Here is a 17,420-nt window from a genome sequence, read left to right as displayed (position 1 = left end):
CGGACGCTCACGGCGACACCGCTCACCACAATGAGTCACGTCCCCTTCGGCGCGTCGGCGCTCGTCCCACCCACAAATTTGTCACCATCAGCCACATGAAGCTCACCGGTCTGCTCGCGCGAAACCACGAAGCCCTCCCCGGCATCACCGGCGTCGCGCGGGTCGACCGCCGCACCCGGGAGTTGCTGCGCCGCGTCAGCGCCGGCGACGTGGCGGTGCTCGACCAGCTCGACCTCGACCGCGCGACGGCCGACGCGCTGGTGGAGGCCGAGGTCGCCGCCGTGGTGAACGCGTCGCCGTCGATCTCCGGCCGGTTCCCGAACCTGGGCCCGGAGATCTTGCTGGCCGCGGGCATCCCGCTCGTCGACTCGGTCGGCGGCGAGCTGCTGCGCACGGTCAAGGACGGCACGAAGCTCCGCGTGCATGAGGGCGGCATCTACATCGGGGAGCGGCAGATCGCCTCCGGCGACGAGCAGACGCCCGAGAGCGTCGCCGACCAGATGATCGAGGCCAAGGCCGGGATGTCGACGCAGCTGGAGGCGTTCTCGGCCAACACCATCGAGTTCCTCCGCCGCGAGCGCACGCTGATCCTCGACGGGGTCGGCGTGCCCGAGCTGCGGCTGCCGATGCGCGACCGCCACGTGCTGGTGGTCGCGGGCGGCAACGGCCACGCCGAAGACCTCAAGCGGCTCAAGAAGTACATCGGGGAGCACCGGCCGGTGGTCGTCGGCGTCGACGCGGGGGCCGACACGCTGCGCGCGCAGGGCTACACGCCCGACGTGATCGTGGGCGACCCGACCGGCATCGGCACCGCGACCCTGCGCAGCGGCGCCGAGGTCGTGGTGCCCGCGCAGCCCGACGGACACGCGCCCGGTGTCGAGCGCATCCAGGACCTGGGCATCGGCGCGGTCACGTTCCCCGCGTCGGGCAACTCCGAGGACCTCGCGCTGCTGCTGGCCGACGCCCACGGCGCGAGCCTCGTGGTCACCGTCGGGTTCCAGGCCACACTGCGGGAGTTCCTCGACCACGGCCGGTCGGGCTCGAACCCGTCGACGTTCCTCACCCGGCTCAAGCTGGGCACGAAGCTGGTCGACGGCAAGGCCGTCGCGACACTGCACCGCAGCCGGGTGTCCTTGGGCGCCGTCGCGCTGCTCGTCCTCGCCGCCGTCGTCGTGGTGGTCGCCGCGCTGCTGGTCTCCGACGTCGGCTCCGTCTACCTGGACTGGATCCAGCACACCTGGACCACGTTCACCACCTGGGTGAAGGGGCTCTTCACGTGATTTCTCTGCGGTACCACATCGTTTCCATCACGGCGTGCTTCCTCGCGCTGGCCGTCGGCGTGGTCCTGGGCTCCACCGCGCTCAACGGCTCGCTGCTCTCGGGCCTGTCGGACCAGAAGAAGGACCTCGGCACGCAGGTCTCCGACCTCGAAGCGCAGCGCAACGCGCTCAACGCGCGCCTGGCCGACTCCGACGCGTTCGCCGGGTCGATGGGCCCGAAGGTCGTGGCCGGCACGCTCGACAAGCGCACGGTGGTGCTCGTGACCACCGAGGACGCGCGCCCGGCCGACCGCGACGCGATCAAGCAGCTCGTGCAGCAGTCCGGCGCCTCGGTCACGGGGGAGCTGCAGCTCACGGATTCCTTCACCGACCCGGAGAAGGCCGACCAGCTGCGCGACGTCGTCACGCGCCTGCAGCCGGCCGGCTCGCAGTTCCCGACCGCGGGTGACTCCGGCACGCTCGCCGGCGCGCTGCTCGGTTCGGTGCTGCTGCTGGACAAGTCCACGGCGAAGCCGCAGTCCACGGGCGACGAGCTGGCCGCCGCGCTCGGCGGCCTCACCGACGGCGGTTTCGTGAAGCCCAGCCAGGGCGTGCAGCCGGCACAGCTGGCGATCGTGCTCACCGGCTCGCAACAGACGGGCGAGGGCGCGGGCGACCGCGCGGCCACGATCGCGCGGTTCGCGACGCAGCTCGACCGCTCGGGCGCGGGCACGGTGCTCGCCGGCGATCCGGGTTCGGCCGACGGCTCCGGCCCGATCGGTGTGGTGCGGGCGGACACCTCCGCGACATCCATCCTGTCCACTGTGGACAACGTCGACTCCGCCGCCGGCCGCGTCGCGACGCTGCTGGCCCTGCGTGAGCAGCTCGACGGCGGCTCCGGCCGTTACGGCACCGGCGGCAACGCCCAGGCTCCCGCGCCGGGCGTCGGGTCTTCGGCCGGGAACTAGCACCACGCACGTCGGCGGCGGGCCGGGATCTCTTGGAGGGTGAGAGATCCCGACCCGCCGCCGATTTGCGCTCAGCAGGAGCCGTTGTCGGCCCAGACGCCCTGGCTGCCGCCGGGGGTGTCGCCCTGGGTCCACCACTTCGCGGCCCACTTGTGCCCGTTGTAGGACACGACCGCGCCGCCGCTGTAGGCCTGCGTGGCGCTCCACGCGGCCGGGCAGGTGCCGCCCGGCGACGACGTCGGGCTACCGCCCTCGGAGCAGACGCCGTTGTCGGTCCACACGTTCTGGCTGCCGCCGGGGGTGTCGCCCTGCGTCCACCACTTGGCCGTCCACTGGTGCCCGTTGTACGAGACGACCGCACCGCCGGTGTACGCCTGCGTCGCGCTCCACGCCGCCGCTGCGCACGAGCCGCCGCCCGGGGTGGTCGGGGTCGTGGGCGGAGACGTCGGAGTGGTCGGGGTCGTCGGCGTGGTGGGGTTCGTCGGGGTGGTGGGTGTGGTCGGCGGCGTGGTGCCGCAGCCGGCCGTGGAGCTCGCCAGCCCGTTGACGACGTCGTGGAACAGCGTCGCGTTGGGATCGAGGTCGTAGAGCGAGAACATCATCGCGCCGGCCAGGTTGTTGCAGTGGATGTAGTCGGTGCGGGCCTTGATGGACTGCGCCGACGAGCCGCCGTAGAAGTTCGTACCGTCGTAGAACCACGCCGACTGCGTGGTCGGGTCGTAGTACGTGTCCGCCGGGTTGTCGACGATCCCGCTCAGTTCCTTGTACATCGCGATGCCGGGCACGTTGCCGCTCAACGTCTTCCCGGCCGAGGGCCCGGATGCCGACTGATACAGCCCGTGGTTCGAACCGGCGGGCACACCCGTCCAGCCGCGGTAGTAGAACGGGATGCCGAGCGTGAGCTTGTTCGCCGGGAAGCCGCCGGGGATGCCGTACGCGGGCGAGCCCTGGGTGTACGCCTTGATCACCGAGTCGGTCGTGTACTTCTCGGTGCCGGGCGGGATCGTGCCCGAGGGGTCGTTGGGCGAACCGTAGAGCGGGTCCTGGAAGTTCGTCGGCCCGGTCGCGTCCCACGCGCCGTGCATGTCGTACGTCATCGCGTCGGCGAAGTCCATGTACTGGCCGATTTTGTCGGTCTGCAGCTTCGCGATCTTGTCCTGCCCACCCGGCAGCGCGGCGGAGACGGAGTAGTGCTTGCCGCCCAACGCGTCGAGCTCGGTGCGGAACTCCTTGAGCAGGGCGGTGAAGTTGGCCGTGTCACCTGTGCTCACGTGGTTGCCGAGGTGGCCGGTGTTCGAACCGGGGTACTCCCAGTCGATGTCGAAGCCGTCGAAGATGCCGGCCGCGGTGCCGGGGCCGCCGTAGCCGTCCTGCGAGGGCAGGTTGCCCTTGATGAACATGTCGATGCACGAGCTCACGAACTTCTTGCGCGACGCGTCGGTGGCCGCCACGTCGGAGAAGTACTTCGAGTACGTCCAGCCGCCCAGCGAGAGCACCACCTTGAGGTTCGGGTGGCGCGCCTTGAGCTCCTGCAGCTGGTGGAAGTTGCCGACGATCGGCATGCCGAACGCGTCGGCCGTGCCGTCCACGCTGATGTCCGAGCCGAAGGACTTCTGGTAGTCGGCGAAGGCGTCGCCCGCTCCGTCGCCCGCGTTCGGGTTGTTCTCGCCGGCGGGGTCGGGGTCGCTCGCCTTCGTGGCCTCGAAGCAGGTGAGGTTCGCCGGGTCGATGTTCTCGAAGTCGTAGATCAGGTAGTCGAGGTTGCCCGCGAGGGCGTCGACGTTCTTGGGGTAATAGGCGTTCTGGTAGATGCTCCACTGGTCGTAGTAGGCGACGCGCAGACCGCCCGAGGCGGCGGCCTGCTGGCTCGCAGCGGGTGCGACGGCCGCGCCTTCGGCGGCCGGGCCGGCCAATGTCGTGAGACCGCCGACGACCACGGCCGCCGCGGCGGCCGAAAGCCACGCGGCTCTTCTGGATACCTTGTGCTGCATGGGTTCTCCCTCGCGCAGGCGAACGGTCCTCCGCGCCCGGGGAGTGCGCGGAGGACCGACGCGACGTGTGGATCACTGCCTGAGCGGTACCGGCCCGTTGCTGAATGTGAACCAGTGCACAGGGAGAGTCAATACTTTGGACTAGACCAATTTCGGACTGTGGGCGCTATCGGGTGTTTCGTCCGGAAAAGCCCGCCGAAGGTCGGCCCGTCACTTGAGCGGCGGGTCGAGCGGGAAACACGTGACGCGCACCGGCCACGTGTCCCCGCCGGCGGGCAGCGGCATCTGCTTGAGCGCCTTCGCCGCGTCGGTGTCGTGGGCCTCCTCGGCCGCCGCGTGGAAGATGTCCGCGGCGATCGACTGGTCCAGCGGGGCGATCTGCGGGTACGGCCACGACGGCACGCCGTGCAGCGCCGCCGGGATGAGCCGGTCGACGACCTTGCGCAGCGTCACGCCGTTGTCCGCGCGGTAGCCCCACACGTCGACGCCGAGGGTGTGCCCGACCTCCGCCATCCGGCCCCACGCTGTGAGGTTGAAGTTCACGTAGTGCCACGAGATCGTGCGCGTGAGCTCGAGCGGCTGGTTGCCGTCGGCGTCGAACTGCACCGGGAACCGCTTGTGCAGCGCGTCGGTCACGATCTTGCGCGCCTGGTCCGTCTTGCCGAGGTAGGCGGCGATGGTGGCGTTCTGCATGTCGAGGAACGTGCCGTGGTTGTTGGTCGCGGCCAGCTCCAGCTTCGCCTGCGGGCTGGTCTGCATCCAGGTGAGGTACTGGCCGAGCCACACGCGGATCGCCGAGCGGTCGTGGCCGGTCCAGCCGGGCGCGCCGGAGTCGAGCAGCGCGAACGCGTCGAGCAGCTGGCTGAACGACTGCGTGGAGTCGATGATCCCCGTGCCGCTGATCGTGTTCTTGCACGGCACGATCTGCGAGTAGGTCATGTTCGGGTTCATCCGCGTCGCCGGGTCGAGGAACCACGTGCGGATGTCGAGGTCGGCGCGTTGGGCGTACTTCGCGTCGCCGGTGTAGTACCAGGCCGTGCTGAGGTAGTAGATCGCGTCCCACGCCACCATGCGGTAGGTGTGGTCGGTGATCGCGTCTGCCTCCGGGTTGCGCTCGCCGTCGCGGTTCACGTACGGGCAGCCCTGCGGGTTGTCCGGCGTCTTCGGCTGACTGGCCCACTGGTAGGGCGCCTGGCTCTGGTAGTCGTGCTTGTCGCCGCTCGGCGGGGTGGTGGGCTTGTCCATGACCGACCACGGACCGGCGGTCAGCGCCTCGTCGGCCTTGCCCAGCAACGTCTTCAGCGCGGCTTTTTGCGCCGCGGTGGCGTGCCCGCTGTGCAACTCGGCGCGGATCTGCGCCAGCTTCTTGCCGTCCGTCACGATCGTGTGCGGCACCGGCTGCGCTGCCGCCGTCGTGCCGTTCAGCGGGACCACCGCGAGGACCGCGGTGAGCACGGTCGCGCCGAGAACGCGTAACTGCCTTCGCACTGTTTCGCCCTTCGAACTACCGGGGACGCCAGGGATCCCCACGGCAACCGGGCGGCGGTGCGGCTGTGGCGACGCGAATTGTGCGGGGCCATCCGGCGCCCTGTCAATCGAGCACCGGCGCCGGCGGCCCAGCTGCGCCTCAGAACCCGATGGCTTCGCGGAGTAACACGACGATGCCGCGGCCCGGGAAGGGTTCCGCGTTGAGGACCAGCAGCCGGTTGACGGCGCTGGGCCAGCCGTAGGCCGCGAGGGCGCGCTCGCTTTCCAGCGGGAGGCAGTGGTCTTCGACGCGGCGCAGGGCGGCGTCCAGGTCGGGCACGACCTTCTGCGCCCCGACGATCCAGATCGCGCGGGCGGCGCCGCCGGACGACGCGGGCAGCTGGCTGCCGCTGCCGGAGGCGATCACGAGCGAGCCGGTTTCGGTGACGGCGGCGGCGCTGCCCACGAGGAAGTCGGGGCTGGCGCGCAGCCGGCGGATGTCGTCGGCTTCGGTGACGCGGTCCATGGCCAGGGTTCGGGGCTTGATCGCCTCGTACCGCCCGCTGGAGTTGAGGTCGTCGTCGATGCCGGACAACCGCAGCGTTTCGCTGGCCGCGGTGAGTACGCTGGCGCCCTCGGGGATCAGCTCGGTCATGCGGGTGCGGGCGGCGGCGACGTCGTCGAGGATCTCGACGATGAAGCCGTGGGCCGTCAGCGCGGTGGCCGCGCGTTGCAGGCGCTGCGCGGAAGCCGGGGCGGTGAACGACGGAGCCGAGGTGGTCATGGTGTCTCCTGGTGGCGGTCGAGAGTGTCACCAGCTCGACAACACACGTCCCCGAAGTGTGAGGCGGCGCGCCGGCCTCACACTTCGGAGCGCTGTCGTGTCGTACTGCTGAGGGCAGCACGAGACCGAGGGAGCCGCCGCCACGATGACCACCCCACCCGAGCCGGGCCTGAGCGCGATCATGAGCGAGCGCCGGCACCTGACCAACCTCGCCTACCGGCTGCTCGGCTCCCTGGCCGAGGCCGAGGACGCCGTGCAGGAGACCTATGCCCGCTGGTACGCGCTGTCGCGGGAGCAGCAGGACGCCGTCGAGTCTCCCGGCGCGTGGCTGACGACGGTCGCCAGCCGCATCTGCCTCAACCTGCTCGGCTCGGCGCGGGCCCGGCGGGAGACCTACGTGGGCGAATGGATCCCCGAGCCGCTGCCCGGGCCCACGGAGTGGCCCGGCCGAGCCGGTAGCGCCGACCCGGCCGATCGGGTCACCCTCGACGAGTCGGTCGGCATGGCCTTCCTCGTCGTGCTCGAGTCGATGACCCCGGCCGAGCGCGTGGCGTTCATCCTGCACGACGTGTTCCGCTACTCGTTCCCCGAAGTGGCCGGGATCGTCGGCCGTACGCCGGCGGCCTGCCGGCAGCTGGCTTCCTCGGCCCGCCGCCGCGTCCGCGCGGCGCAGGCACCCGCGAGCCCGGCGGCCCGGCACGCGAGCGTCGTCAGGGACTTCAAGCAGGCGTGGGAAGCGAAGGACATCACCGCGCTGATCGGCGTGCTCGATCCCGAGGCGACGGCGATCGCCGACGGTGGCGGACGCGCCCTGACCTTCCTGCACCCCATCGAAGGCGCCGAGCAGATCGCGCGGGCCTGGATCGAGCTCGCCCACCGCGCGCTCGGGACCACGACGCTGGCGGAACGCACGGTCAACGGTCAGCCCGGTCTCGTGGCCCAGCGGGACGGAACCACGCAGACGGTGTACGCGTTCGACGTCGCGGACGATCGGATCAAGCACATCTGGGTGATCCGCAACCCCGAGAAACTCCGGCCCTGGCTGACGGACTGAGGCCCGGCGGGGAGCGCTTCAGCCCTTCTCCCAGACCGATACGTGCTTGGTGCTGCCGGCCGTGAGCTCCGAACGATCCCAGTCCGCCCAGCGGTACTTCGGTTTCATCTCGGCGATGCGGGCCATGAGGTCCAGCTCGGCCGGCCAGACGTACCGGAAGGGGATGCGGCGAAACCGCCCCGTTCCGTCCGGTGACACGGTGAGGTGGTTCGAGGTGAACTCCTGGGTCACGACGTCGTACTGGTCGAACCCCACGTAGCCGGCGCCTTCGTGGTCGAGCGCCACCGCGAACGGGACGGTGTCCTGCCCGGGCGGCAGGCGGCGCAGATCCGGCAGTCCCACCTCGACGAGGAACAGCCCGCCCGGCCGCAGATGCGCGGCCGCGTTCCGGAACACGTCGACCTGCGCGTCCTGTGTGGTCACGTTGCCGATCGTGTTGAACACCAGGCAAACCAGCGAGAACTCACCGGCCACCCGCGCCGACGTCATGTCGCCGATCGTGACGGCGACCGCGTCGCCGCCCGGCTTGCTCGCGATCCGCGCCGCCATGGCCCGGCTCAGCTCGATGCCGCTGACTCGTACGCCGCGCGCGGCCAGCGGGGCGGCGATCCGCCCGGTCCCGACGGCGAATTCGAGCACGGCGCCGTCGGCCAGCTCCTCGAGGACATCCACCGCGGGTGTCACCACTTCAGGCGCGTTCGCGCCACCCGGATCGTCGTACCCCGCGGCCACACTCTCCGGGAACCAGCCGTCGGCCGGATCGTCTCGATCGCCCATGGCCGTCGGACGCTACGCCTGCCGTCGCCCGCTCCGCACTCACTTTTCGGGACCTCAGGCGCGCAGGGCTTGAGTGGTATGTACCACTGTGGTGCGGCCGTGATCCCGGTCCGTGGACGGGCGTGATCTTCGCTACGCCCGTTTTCCAGCGGTAAAGCGGGTTCTCAGCCACTTCATGGCTGCTTCACAGGCAGTGCGGCAAATGTGGTCGCATGATCCACTCCGCACCCGGGCGCCCGGCCGCACGATGACCACGACCGAGATCGCCCCCGCACCCGCGGCGGCCCCGGCGCGGGCGGCCCACCTGTACCAGCTCGACCTGTACCGCGTGATCACCTTCGCCCTGGTGATCTTCATGCATGTGCTGGGGGCCACGACCTTCCCGCAGGACGTGGTGTCCGACGCGCTCGAGATGCCGCTGCACCTCACCCGCGAGGCGTTCTTCGCGTTGACGACATTCGTGCTCGTGTTCTCCTACCGCTCGCGCCCGCCGCGGCCGATGGCGTTCTGGCGCCGGCGGGTGCCGTTGGTCGCGGTGCCGTACGTGGTCTGGTCGGTGCTCTACTGGGGCTATTCGCTGGTCACCGCGGAGCAGCCCGTCGGCTCCGTCGCCGCGGCCCTGCGCGCGCTCGGGATCGAGATCGCCGACGGGACGGCGTGGTACCACCTGTACTTCCTGCTCGTGACGCTGCAGGTATACCTGCTGTTCCCGGTGCTGATGAAGCTGGTGCGCACGCTCGAGCGCCGGCCGTGGCTCGTGCTGGGGATCTCCGGCGCGGTGCACATCGCGGTCACGTGTTTCCTGAGCTACCCACCCGAAGGCGTGGAGTACTCGACTGTGAGCCGGTTCTTCACGACGCTGCTGCCGTACCAGTTCTACTCGGTTCTCGGCGCCGTCGCGGCCGTGCACTTCGAGGCCGTGCAGGCGTGGGTGCGGCGGCACCGGTGGTTCGTGGCCGGCGGGCTCGTGGTCACCCTCGCCGTGGCCGAGACGGGCTACTTCGTCAGTGTCCACAACGGACTGTGGCCGGAGCTGGCGAGCGACGCGTTCCGGCCCTACCTCGTGCCGTGGTGCGTCGCGGCCATCGCGGGCCTGCTCCTCGCGGGCACGCGCTGGGCGGAGGCGGGCCGGCCCGGCGGCCGGGTGGTGTCGTGGGCGGTGGACCGGTCGTTCGCGATCTTCCTGACGCACCCGCTCGCCCTGGCGCTGCTGAGTCCCCTGATCGCGTTCGTCGGCGACGGCGTGGGGGCGCCGTGGACGACCGTGGTCGTCTACCCGGCCACGGTGGCGCTGACGCTGGTGCTCGTCGAGGTGCTGCGGCGGCTGCCGTGGAGCAAAGCACTGACGGGCCGGCCGCGCCTGGAGCTCAAGCGGGCGGCTGAAACCGCTTCCGCCTAAGCAACCCTCCGCTTAGGCAACGGAATCGCGTACGAACCCGCGCGGGCGAATGTTGTTCCCTCTGTCTCGAGTTCGCTCAAGGTAAGGCCACCCTAACTTGGGTGGGCGCTGTGCAGCTGCGTGTCGCCCGGGCCGCAACCCACCGGCGAGATCGCGCCGGCTTCCGGATGGGGCGGTGCGATCGGCCCCCGGCCGATCCGACCGCCCCATCCGGAAGCCGGCTCAAAGGCGATCTCGCACGCCCTGCCGAAGGCGGGGCCAATAACACAGGCCAATAACACAGGCCAATAACACCGCTACTGGCTCGAGCCGAGCATCCCGGTCCACGTCTCGACGAACGCCGGGAACGTTTTCCCCACCGTGGCGGGGTTTTCGACGCGGATGCCGGGCACGCGCAGGCCCAGCACGGCCGCGGCCATGACGAGGCGGTGGTCGTCGTAGGTGTGGAAGACGCCGCCGTGCAGCGGGGCCGGCGTGATGCGCAGGCCGTCGTCCGTTTCGGACACGTCGCCGCCCAGTGCCGACAGCTCCGTGGCCAGTGCTGTGATCCGGTCGGTCTCGTGGCCACGCAGGTGCGCGACGCCGCTGATCACCGACGGGCCGTCGGCGAAGCACAGCAGCGCGGCGACCACCGGGGTCAGCTCGCCGACCTCGTGCAGGTCGAGCTCGACCCCCGGGATGTGCGAGCCGCCGGTGACGGCGAGGCCGCCGTCCTCGAGCCGGACCGACGCGCCGAGCGCCGGCAGGAAGCTGCGCAGCCAGTCGCCGGGCTGGGTCGTGGTGCTCGGCCAGCCCGCGACGCGCACGGTGCCGCCCGCGGCCACGGCGGCGGCCACGAACGGCGCGGCCGTGGACAGGTCCGGTTCCACGACGTACTCGGGGCACGACAGCTTCGCCGGCGCGACGTGGAACTCCGCGCCTTCGCGCTCCACGGTGGCGCCGAAGCGGTGCAGCATGTCGAGCGTCATCGCGATGTGCGGCTCGCTCGGCGGCGCGTCGCCGACCAGGCGCACGGTCACGCCGCGGTCGAAGGACGGACCGGCCAGCAGCAGCGCGGAGAGGAACTGGCTCGAGGCCGACGAGTCGAGGTCGACCGTGCCACCGCGGACCCCGCCGTCGCCGTGGACCGTGAAGGGCGGGGCGCCGCGGCCGTCGTCGTCGATGCGCACCCCGAGGCGGCGCAGCGCGGCCAGCAGCGGGCCGATCGGGCGACGGCGGATGGCCTCGTCGCCGTCGAAGAGCACGGGGGAGTCGCCGAGCGCGGCGAGCGCGGGCGTGAAGCGGGCGACGGTGCCGGCGTTGCCGAGCGTGACCTCGACCGGCTCGCCGTGGCTGCTGCCGCCTGCGCCGAGGGGGTGGACGAGGAAGCCGTCGGCCGTCTCCTCCGACCGGGCACCCAGCGAGGCCAGCGCGCCGAGCATGAGCCGCGTGTCGCGCGAGTCGAGCGGCACGCGCACCCGCGTCGGCGCGCCCGCGAGGGCAGCCAGCACGTAGGCGCGGTTCGTGATCGACTTCGAGCCCGGGACGCGCACCCGCGCGTCGAGTGCCGCCGCCGCGACCGGTGCGGCCCAGTGGTCGGCGTGGTCGTCCTTGTGCGCATCCGTCACGCAACGAAGCCTAGCGTGGCGGTCTCCGTCAACGCCGCCGCGCCGGGAACGGGCGCGAACGAGCGGATCGGCGTGCGTGCGATATGCTGGCGGCCCGTGGGACATCAGTCGCGGGCTACCAAGTTTGTCTTTGTCACCGGAGGCGTCGCCTCCTCTCTGGGTAAGGGATTGACGGCCTCGAGCCTCGGCCAGCTCCTTACCGCACGCGGGCTTCGCGTCACGATGCAGAAGCTCGACCCCTATCTCAACGTCGACCCTGGGACGATGAACCCGTTCCAGCACGGTGAGGTGTTCGTCACCGACGATGGTGCGGAGACGGATCTCGACATCGGGCACTACGAGCGGTTCCTCGACCGGGACCTCGACGGCAAGGCCAACGTCACGACCGGCCAGGTCTACTCGGAGGTCATCGCCAAGGAACGCCGCGGCGAGTACCTCGGCGACACGGTGCAGGTCATCCCGCACATCACGGACGAGATCAAGTCGCGCATCACCGCCGCGGCCGGTCCGGATGAGCACGGGAACACCCCGGACGTGGTCATCACCGAGGTCGGCGGCACGGTGGGCGACATCGAGTCGCTGCCGTTCCTCGAGGCGTGCCGCCAGGTGCGTCACGACGTCGGGCGGGATCACTGCTTCTTCCTGCACGTGTCGCTCGTGCCCTACCTCGCGCCGTCGGGTGAGCTCAAGACCAAGCCGACCCAGCACTCCGTTGCCGCGCTGCGCAACATCGGCATCCAGCCCGACGCGCTGGTCTGCCGGGCCGACCGGGAGATCCCCGAGGACCTCAAGCGCAAGATCGGCCTGATGTGCGACGTCGACTCGGAGGCGGTCATCGCCTGCCCGGACGCGCGCTCGATCTACGACATCCCCAAGGTGCTGCACGGCGAGGCGCTCGACGCCTACGTGGTGCGCCGCCTGGGGCTGCCGTTCCGCGATGTCGACTGGACGGTGTGGGGCGACCTGCTCAACCGGGTGCACAACCCGAGCGAGACGGTGCGGATCGCCGTGGTCGGCAAGTACATCGACCTGCCCGACGCGTACCTGTCGGTCACCGAGGCCCTGCGCGCGGGCGGGTTCGCCCACCGCGCCAAGGTCGAGATCGTGTGGGTCGCCTCGGACGACGCGCAGACCGCGTCGGGCGCCGCTTCGGTGCTGTCCGATGTGGACGGCGTGCTGATCCCCGGTGGGTTCGGCATCCGCGGCATCGAGGGCAAGGTCGGCGCCATCGAGTACGCGCGCACGCGCGGCGTGCCGCTGCTCGGGCTGTGCCTCGGCCTGCAGTGCATGGTCATCGAAGGCGCGCGGCACCTGGCGGGCATCGCGGACGCCAACTCGGCGGAGTTCGACGAGGACACCGAGCACGCGGTGATCTCGACGATGGCCGACCAGCGTGACGTGGTCGCGGGCGAGCGGGACATGGGCGGCACGATGCGCCTGGGCGCGTACCCGGCGAAACTCAAGCCGGGCTCGCAGGTCGCGAAGGCGTACGGCAGCACCGAGGTCTCCGAGCGCCACCGTCACCGCTACGAGGTCAACAACGCCTACCGCAAGCAGCTCTCCGACGCCGGGCTCGTGTTCTCCGGCACCTCGCCCGACGACCACCTGGTCGAGTTCGTGGAGCTGCCGGCCGACGTGCACCCGTTCTTCGTCGGCACGCAGGCGCACCCGGAGCTCAAGAGCCGCCCGACGCGGCCGCACCCGCTCTTCAGTGCGTTCGTGAAGGCCGTGGTGGACCGCAAGGTCGCCGAGCGGCTGCCGGTGGAGCTCGCCGAGGCGCCCGTGGCGGCCCGGTGACCGAGCCCGGCACGCACGAGTTCACGGTCGCCGGCACCCGGGTCGTCCACATCGGACGCGTCGTCGGCCTGCGGGTCGACGAGGTGGTGATGCCCGGCGGCGGGACGGCGAATCGCGAGGTCGTGGAGCACCTCGGTGCCGTCGCGATCCTCACGCTCGACGGCAGCGGTGTCGATGCCGCGGTGACGATGGTCCACCAGTACCGGCACCCGCTCGGGCGCCGGCTGTGGGAGCTGCCGGCGGGTCTGATCGACAAGCCGGGGGAGAACCCCGTCGACGCGGCGAAGCGCGAGCTCGTGGAAGAGGTCGGGCTGGCGGCGGACGAGTGGTCGACGCTGGTGGACGTGGCCGCCTCGCCAGGGTTCACCGACGAGGTGGTGCGGGTGTTCCTCGCCCGCGGCCTGTCCGAAGTGGACCGTGAGGTGCTCGGCGAGGAGGAGGCCGACCTCGTGGTGAAGAAGTTCCCGCTCGCCGAAGCCGTCGCCATGGCGCTCTCGGGTGAGGTGGTGAACGGCGCGACCGTCTCGGGTGTGCTGGCCGCCCACGCGGTGGTCACCGGCGCGGCGAAGGCCCGCCCGGCCGACGCGCCGTGGCGGGACCGGCCCACTCGCTTCGCCCGGCGCCGAGCGGAAGGCTGATCTACCCGTCCGTGCCCGCCGCGCGTCGGCGGGCACGGACGGCCCGGCGGCCTAGAGTGTGACCCCGTGACGGGCACGGGCAGGACGGCGGTGGGGGACGTGATCGCCGCGTACCTGGACCACCTCGTGGTCGAGCGCGGCACCGCCCGCAACACGCTCGACAGCTACGCCCGCGACCTGCGGCGGTACGCCGCGCACCTCGCCGCCGCGGACGTCACGCGGTTCCCGGACGTGACGGCGGCGCACGTCACGTCGTTCGGCGCGGCCCTGCGCGAAGGCGACGAGGAGCACCGGCCGCTCGCCGCGTCCTCGGCCGCGCGGGCGCTGGTCGCCGTGCGCGGGCTGCACAAGTTCGCCCACGCCGACGGCATCACCGAGCACGACCCCGCGCGCGAGGTCCGCCCGCCTGCCGCGGCGAAGAGGCTGCCCAAGGCGCTGCCCGTGACCGACGTCCTCAAGCTGCTCGAGACCCCGCCGCCCGACGGCGAGCGCGCGCTGCGCGACCGGGCGCTGCTCGAACTGCTCTACTCCACCGGCGCCCGGATCTCCGAAGCCGTCGGGCTCGACGTGGACGACGTCGACGACGTCGACCGCACCGTGCTGCTCGACGGCAAGGGCGGCAAACAGCGGCTCGTCCCGATCGGCCGGCCCGCGGTCGAGGCGCTGCACGCGTACCTCGTGCGGGCGCGCCCGGTGCTCGCGGCGCACGGGCGCGGCACGTCCGCGATGTTCCTCAACGCCCGCGGCAGCAGGCTGTCCCGCCAGAGCGCGTGGCAGGTCCTCAAGGACACCGCCGAACGCGCGGGGATCACCGCCGACGTCTCGCCGCACACCCTGCGCCACTCGTTCGCCACGCACCTGCTCGAAGGCGGTGCCGACGTGCGCGTCGTGCAGGAGCTGCTGGGCCACGCCTCGGTGACGACGACGCAGGTCTACACGCTCGTCACGGTCAACACGCTGCGCGAGGTCTACGCCACGGCGCACCCGCGCGCGCTGGGCTGAACCGGCCTCAGGGCATCAGCCACCAGTGGTGACTTCGCGCGCCCGGCCCGGCGCGGCGCTTTGCCGGGGCTCCGACTCCGCGCATAGGCTGCCGGGGACGCCGAAACAAGGAGCTTTCCCGCCATGTCGACACCGAACCAGCCGGAGCGCCCGGCCGCGTCCGCCGGTTCGGCCGCGGCTAGCCTCTCCCAGGCGCGAATCGCCACCCCCGCCAACCACGACGGGGACGAGCCGTCCGACGGCCCGCGCCTGAGCCGCGCCGAGAGAGCCCGGCTGCGCGCGAAGGAGCGCGAAGAGAGCGGCATCGGTCCCACGGGCCGGCCGCTGCGCGAGATCCCCGAACCCGCGCCGCTCGACCACCACGGTCCGGCCAAGGTGCTCGCGATGTGCAACCAGAAGGGCGGCGTCGGCAAGACCACGTCGACCATCAACCTGGGTGCGGCGCTCGCCGAGTGCGGGCGCCGCGTGCTGCTCGTGGACTTCGACCCGCAGGGCGCCCTGTCGGTGGGTCTCGGCATCCAGCCGCACGAGCTGGACCAGACGGTCTACAACGTCATCATGGAGCGCTCCGTCGGCATCGAGGACGTGCTCCGCAAAACCCGCGTCGACGGCGTTGACCTGCTGCCGAGCAACATCGACCTGTCCGCGGCCGAGGTCCAGCTCGTCGCAGAGGTAGGGCGCGAACACACGTTGTTACGGGTCCTTCGTCCGGTCATGAACGACTACGACTATGTTCTTGTCGACTGCCAGCCCTCGCTCGGCCTGTTGACGGTGAACGCATTGACCGCTGCGGACGGTGTGATCATCCCCCTGGAGTGCGAGTTCTTCAGTCTGCGAGGCGTCGCGCTCCTGATCGACACGATCGAGAAGGTGCAGGAACGCCTCAACCCCAAACTGGACATCACGGGGATTCTCGCCACGATGTACGACCCGAGAACCCTGCACTCGAAGGAGGTCATGGCTCGCGTGGTGGAGGCATTCGGCGACATCGTGTTCGACACGGTGATCAACCGCACCGTGCGGTTCCCCGAGACGACAGTCGCGGGTGAGCCGATCACGACCTGGGCCCCCAAGTCGGCCGGCGCGGCAGCCTATCGCGCGCTGGCTCGCGAGGTGATCGCTCGGTGAGCAGGCGCGCTTCCCTGCCCGGAGCGTCGGAACTCTTCCGCCTCACCTCCAGCCCTGTCAGCCCGGCACTCGACCGGCCGGCGGCGCCCGCACCGGCCGAACCGCTCCCGAGGAAGAGCGAGGACGCCGACCAGCTCAGCCGCGCCGCGGCGCGCAGCGGCTCCGGCCGCACGAAGCACGACGCGAAGATCACGGTGTACGTCGCGGGCGACGAGCTGCTCGCGATGGAGCAGACCCGGCTGAACCTGCGGGCCAAGCACAACCTCGTGGTCGACCGCGGCCGCCTGGTGCGCGAGGCCGTGGCCGTGCTGATCGCGGACTTCGACCAGCGCGGCGAAGATTCGGTGCTGGTCCAGCGATTGCAGGCGATGGAAGAAGAAGGCGGAACCGAGGGCTGATGGACGAACCGGCATCGGCCGAGCAGCCGGAGCCGGACGCCGCGGCCCCGGGTACCGAGACGCCGATCCAGCAGGAAACCCCCAGCCCGGACGAGACTCCGAGCCAGGACGAGACGGCGGGCCAGGGCGAAACTGCGACGGCGGAGGAAACGCCGGGCCAGGAGGAGAAGCCCGTCGAGCACGAGACCGTGCACGGCGGGACGATCCCGGAGGGCTACGCCGAGGAGCTCAGCACCTCGAAGTTCAAGGTGCGCCTGAAGAACTTCGAGGGGCCGTTCGACCTGCTGCTGCAGCTGATCTCGCAGCACCAGCTCGACGTCACCGAGGTCGCGCTGCACACGGTCACCGACGACTTCATCGCCTACACGCGCGCACTCGGGTCCGACTGGAACCTCGACGAGACCACGGAGTTCCTGGTCATCGCCGCGACCCTGCTGGACCTCAAGGCCGCGCGGCTGCTGCCCTCGGCGGAAGTGGAGAACGAGGACGACCTCGCGCTCCTGGAGGCCCGCGACCTGCTCTTCGCGCGCGTGCTGCAGTACCGCGCGTACAAGCAGGTGGCGGCGCTGTTCGGCGAGCTGGAGCAAGGCGCGCTGCGGCGCTACCCGCGCTCGGTGGCGCTGGAGGAGCGTTATGTCGGGCTGCTGCCCGAGGTGATGCTCGGCGTGACGCCGCCGAAGTTCGCGGACATCGCCGTCACGGTCTTCAAACCGAAGCCGCCGCCGACGGTGTCGCTCGCGCACCTGCACATGGGCCACGTGTCCGTGCGCGAGCACGCGGCGCTGCTGCGGCTGAAGCTCGCGGAGGTGGGGCAGGCCACGTTCAAGGAGCTCGTGGAGGACTGCGAGTACACCGTGGAGATCGTCGCGCGGTTCCTCGCGCTGCTGGAGCTGTACCGCGAGTCGACGGTGCAGTTCGAGCAGCTCGAGGCGCTCGCCGAGCTCCACGTGCGCTGGACCGGCGGCAGCGTCGCGGAGGCCTCGGCCGCCGCGGCCCACGACCGCACGGCGGCCGACGAAGAGGAGTACGGGTGAGCACCGAAGACGACCGCGCCGCGACGCCGGCCGTGGAAGCGATCGACCTCGATGAGGTCGTGACGCCGAACGCGTCGGTGTCCGAGCCGCCCGAACCCGGTGTCGCGCCGGAAGGTT

At 71.1% G+C, this 17,420-nt stretch carries 15 protein-coding genes; 10 read left to right on the top strand and 5 right to left on the bottom strand.

Annotation, left to right across the window (positions count from 1 at the left end):
- The first annotated feature begins 95 nt into the window (after positions 1-95).
- Positions 96-1,280, top strand: a complete 1,185-nt coding sequence (steA, locus tag K1T34_RS50935; protein WP_220241936.1) for a putative cytokinetic ring protein SteA — start codon at positions 96-98, stop codon at positions 1,278-1,280.
- Positions 1,277-2,227, top strand: a complete 951-nt coding sequence (locus tag K1T34_RS50930; RefSeq protein WP_220241935.1) for a copper transporter — start codon at positions 1,277-1,279, stop codon at positions 2,225-2,227. The genes steA and K1T34_RS50930 overlap by 4 nt, the downstream gene beginning before the upstream one ends.
- Positions 2,228-2,298: 71 nt before the next feature.
- On the opposite strand, the gene K1T34_RS50925 is transcribed toward K1T34_RS50930, so the two are convergent.
- From K1T34_RS50925 to K1T34_RS50915, 3 genes are all read right to left on the bottom strand, one after another.
- Complete coding sequence (locus tag K1T34_RS50925; RefSeq protein ID WP_220241934.1) at positions 2,299-4,218, bottom strand: glycosyl hydrolase family 18 protein; 1,920 nt, start codon at positions 4,216-4,218, stop codon at positions 2,299-2,301.
- 210 nt (positions 4,219-4,428) lie between these two features.
- On the bottom strand, positions 4,429-5,706 hold the full coding sequence (locus K1T34_RS50920) for an alginate lyase family protein (RefSeq protein WP_220241933.1): 1,278 nt from the start codon (positions 5,704-5,706) through the stop codon (positions 4,429-4,431).
- Between the two features lie 139 nt (positions 5,707-5,845).
- Positions 5,846-6,469: an LUD domain-containing protein gene (locus tag K1T34_RS50915; protein ID WP_220241932.1), complete on the bottom strand. Its 624-nt coding sequence runs from the start codon at positions 6,467-6,469 to the stop codon at positions 5,846-5,848.
- Between the two features lie 145 nt (positions 6,470-6,614).
- On the opposite strand from K1T34_RS50915, the gene sigJ reads away from it, so the two are divergent.
- On the top strand, positions 6,615-7,523 hold the full coding sequence (gene sigJ / locus K1T34_RS50910; protein ID WP_220241931.1) for an RNA polymerase sigma factor SigJ: 909 nt from the start codon (positions 6,615-6,617) through the stop codon (positions 7,521-7,523).
- 18 nt (positions 7,524-7,541) lie between these two features.
- Here sigJ and K1T34_RS50905 read toward each other — a convergent pair whose 3' ends face one another.
- On the bottom strand, positions 7,542-8,300 hold the full coding sequence (locus K1T34_RS50905; RefSeq protein ID WP_220241930.1) for a class I SAM-dependent methyltransferase: 759 nt from the start codon (positions 8,298-8,300) through the stop codon (positions 7,542-7,544).
- Positions 8,301-8,547: 247 nt separating this feature from the next.
- On the opposite strand from K1T34_RS50905, the gene K1T34_RS50900 reads away from it, so the two are divergent.
- Positions 8,548-9,699 (top strand): acyltransferase, encoded by a 1,152-nt coding sequence (locus K1T34_RS50900; RefSeq protein WP_220241929.1) that lies wholly within the window; start codon positions 8,548-8,550, stop codon positions 9,697-9,699.
- 296 nt (positions 9,700-9,995) lie between these two features.
- On the opposite strand, the gene aroA is transcribed toward K1T34_RS50900, so the two are convergent.
- Positions 9,996-11,306, bottom strand: a complete 1,311-nt coding sequence (gene aroA, locus K1T34_RS50895) for a 3-phosphoshikimate 1-carboxyvinyltransferase (protein WP_255638175.1) — start codon at positions 11,304-11,306, stop codon at positions 9,996-9,998.
- Positions 11,307-11,402: 96 nt separating this feature from the next.
- Between aroA and K1T34_RS50890 the strand changes: the two genes are divergently transcribed.
- The 6 genes from K1T34_RS50890 (at position 11,403) to K1T34_RS50865 (ending at position 17,303) form a co-directional block, all read left to right on the top strand.
- Positions 11,403-13,103: a CTP synthase gene (locus K1T34_RS50890; protein ID WP_220241927.1), complete on the top strand. Its 1,701-nt coding sequence runs from the start codon at positions 11,403-11,405 to the stop codon at positions 13,101-13,103.
- Positions 13,100-13,741, top strand: a complete 642-nt coding sequence (locus K1T34_RS50885) for an NUDIX domain-containing protein (protein WP_220241926.1) — start codon at positions 13,100-13,102, stop codon at positions 13,739-13,741. Before K1T34_RS50890 ends, K1T34_RS50885 begins: the two co-directional genes overlap by 4 nt.
- 99 nt (positions 13,742-13,840) lie before the next feature.
- Positions 13,841-14,743: a site-specific tyrosine recombinase XerD gene (gene xerD, locus K1T34_RS50880; RefSeq protein WP_220247850.1), complete on the top strand. Its 903-nt coding sequence runs from the start codon at positions 13,841-13,843 to the stop codon at positions 14,741-14,743.
- A gap of 123 nt (positions 14,744-14,866) precedes the next feature.
- The gene (locus tag K1T34_RS50875) at positions 14,867-15,871 is read left to right on the top strand and encodes a ParA family protein (protein WP_220241925.1); all 1,005 of its coding nucleotides are present in this window, start codon (positions 14,867-14,869) and stop codon (positions 15,869-15,871) included.
- A complete protein-coding gene (locus K1T34_RS50870) occupies positions 15,868-16,269 on the top strand; it encodes a cobyrinic acid a,c-diamide synthase (protein ID WP_220241924.1) in 402 nt (133 codons plus the stop codon). The genes K1T34_RS50875 and K1T34_RS50870 overlap by 4 nt, the downstream gene beginning before the upstream one ends.
- On the top strand, positions 16,269-17,303 hold the full coding sequence (locus tag K1T34_RS50865; protein ID WP_220241923.1) for a ScpA family protein: 1,035 nt from the start codon (positions 16,269-16,271) through the stop codon (positions 17,301-17,303). The genes K1T34_RS50870 and K1T34_RS50865 overlap by 1 nt, the downstream gene beginning before the upstream one ends.
- Positions 17,304-17,420: the final 117 nt, after the last annotated feature.

Source organism: Amycolatopsis sp. DSM 110486, from assembly GCF_019468465.1.
GTDB lineage: Bacteria > Actinomycetota > Actinomycetes > Mycobacteriales > Pseudonocardiaceae > Amycolatopsis.
The sequence above is the reverse complement of the archived record's forward strand: the minus strand, read 5'-3'. Positions and strand labels throughout refer to the sequence as shown.

Excerpts from the sequence above, each read along its gene's own strand:
- K1T34_RS50905 (WP_220241930.1), bottom strand. The coding sequence starts at position 8,300 with ATGGGCGATCGAGACGATCCGGCCGACGGCTGGTTCCCGGAGAGTGTG.
- K1T34_RS50900 (WP_220241929.1), top strand. The coding sequence starts at position 8,548 with ATGACCACGACCGAGATCGCCCCCGCACCCGCGGCGGCCCCGGCGCGG.
- K1T34_RS50875 (WP_220241925.1), top strand. The coding sequence starts at position 14,867 with ATGTCGACACCGAACCAGCCGGAGCGCCCGGCCGCGTCCGCCGGTTCG.
- sigJ (WP_220241931.1), top strand. The coding sequence starts at position 6,615 with ATGACCACCCCACCCGAGCCGGGCCTGAGCGCGATCATGAGCGAGCGC.
- steA (WP_220241936.1), top strand. The coding sequence starts at position 96 with ATGAAGCTCACCGGTCTGCTCGCGCGAAACCACGAAGCCCTCCCCGGC.
- K1T34_RS50865 (WP_220241923.1), top strand. The coding sequence starts at position 16,269 with ATGGACGAACCGGCATCGGCCGAGCAGCCGGAGCCGGACGCCGCGGCC.
- K1T34_RS50925 (WP_220241934.1), bottom strand. The coding sequence starts at position 4,218 with ATGCAGCACAAGGTATCCAGAAGAGCCGCGTGGCTTTCGGCCGCCGCG.
- K1T34_RS50915 (WP_220241932.1), bottom strand. The coding sequence starts at position 6,469 with ATGACCACCTCGGCTCCGTCGTTCACCGCCCCGGCTTCCGCGCAGCGC.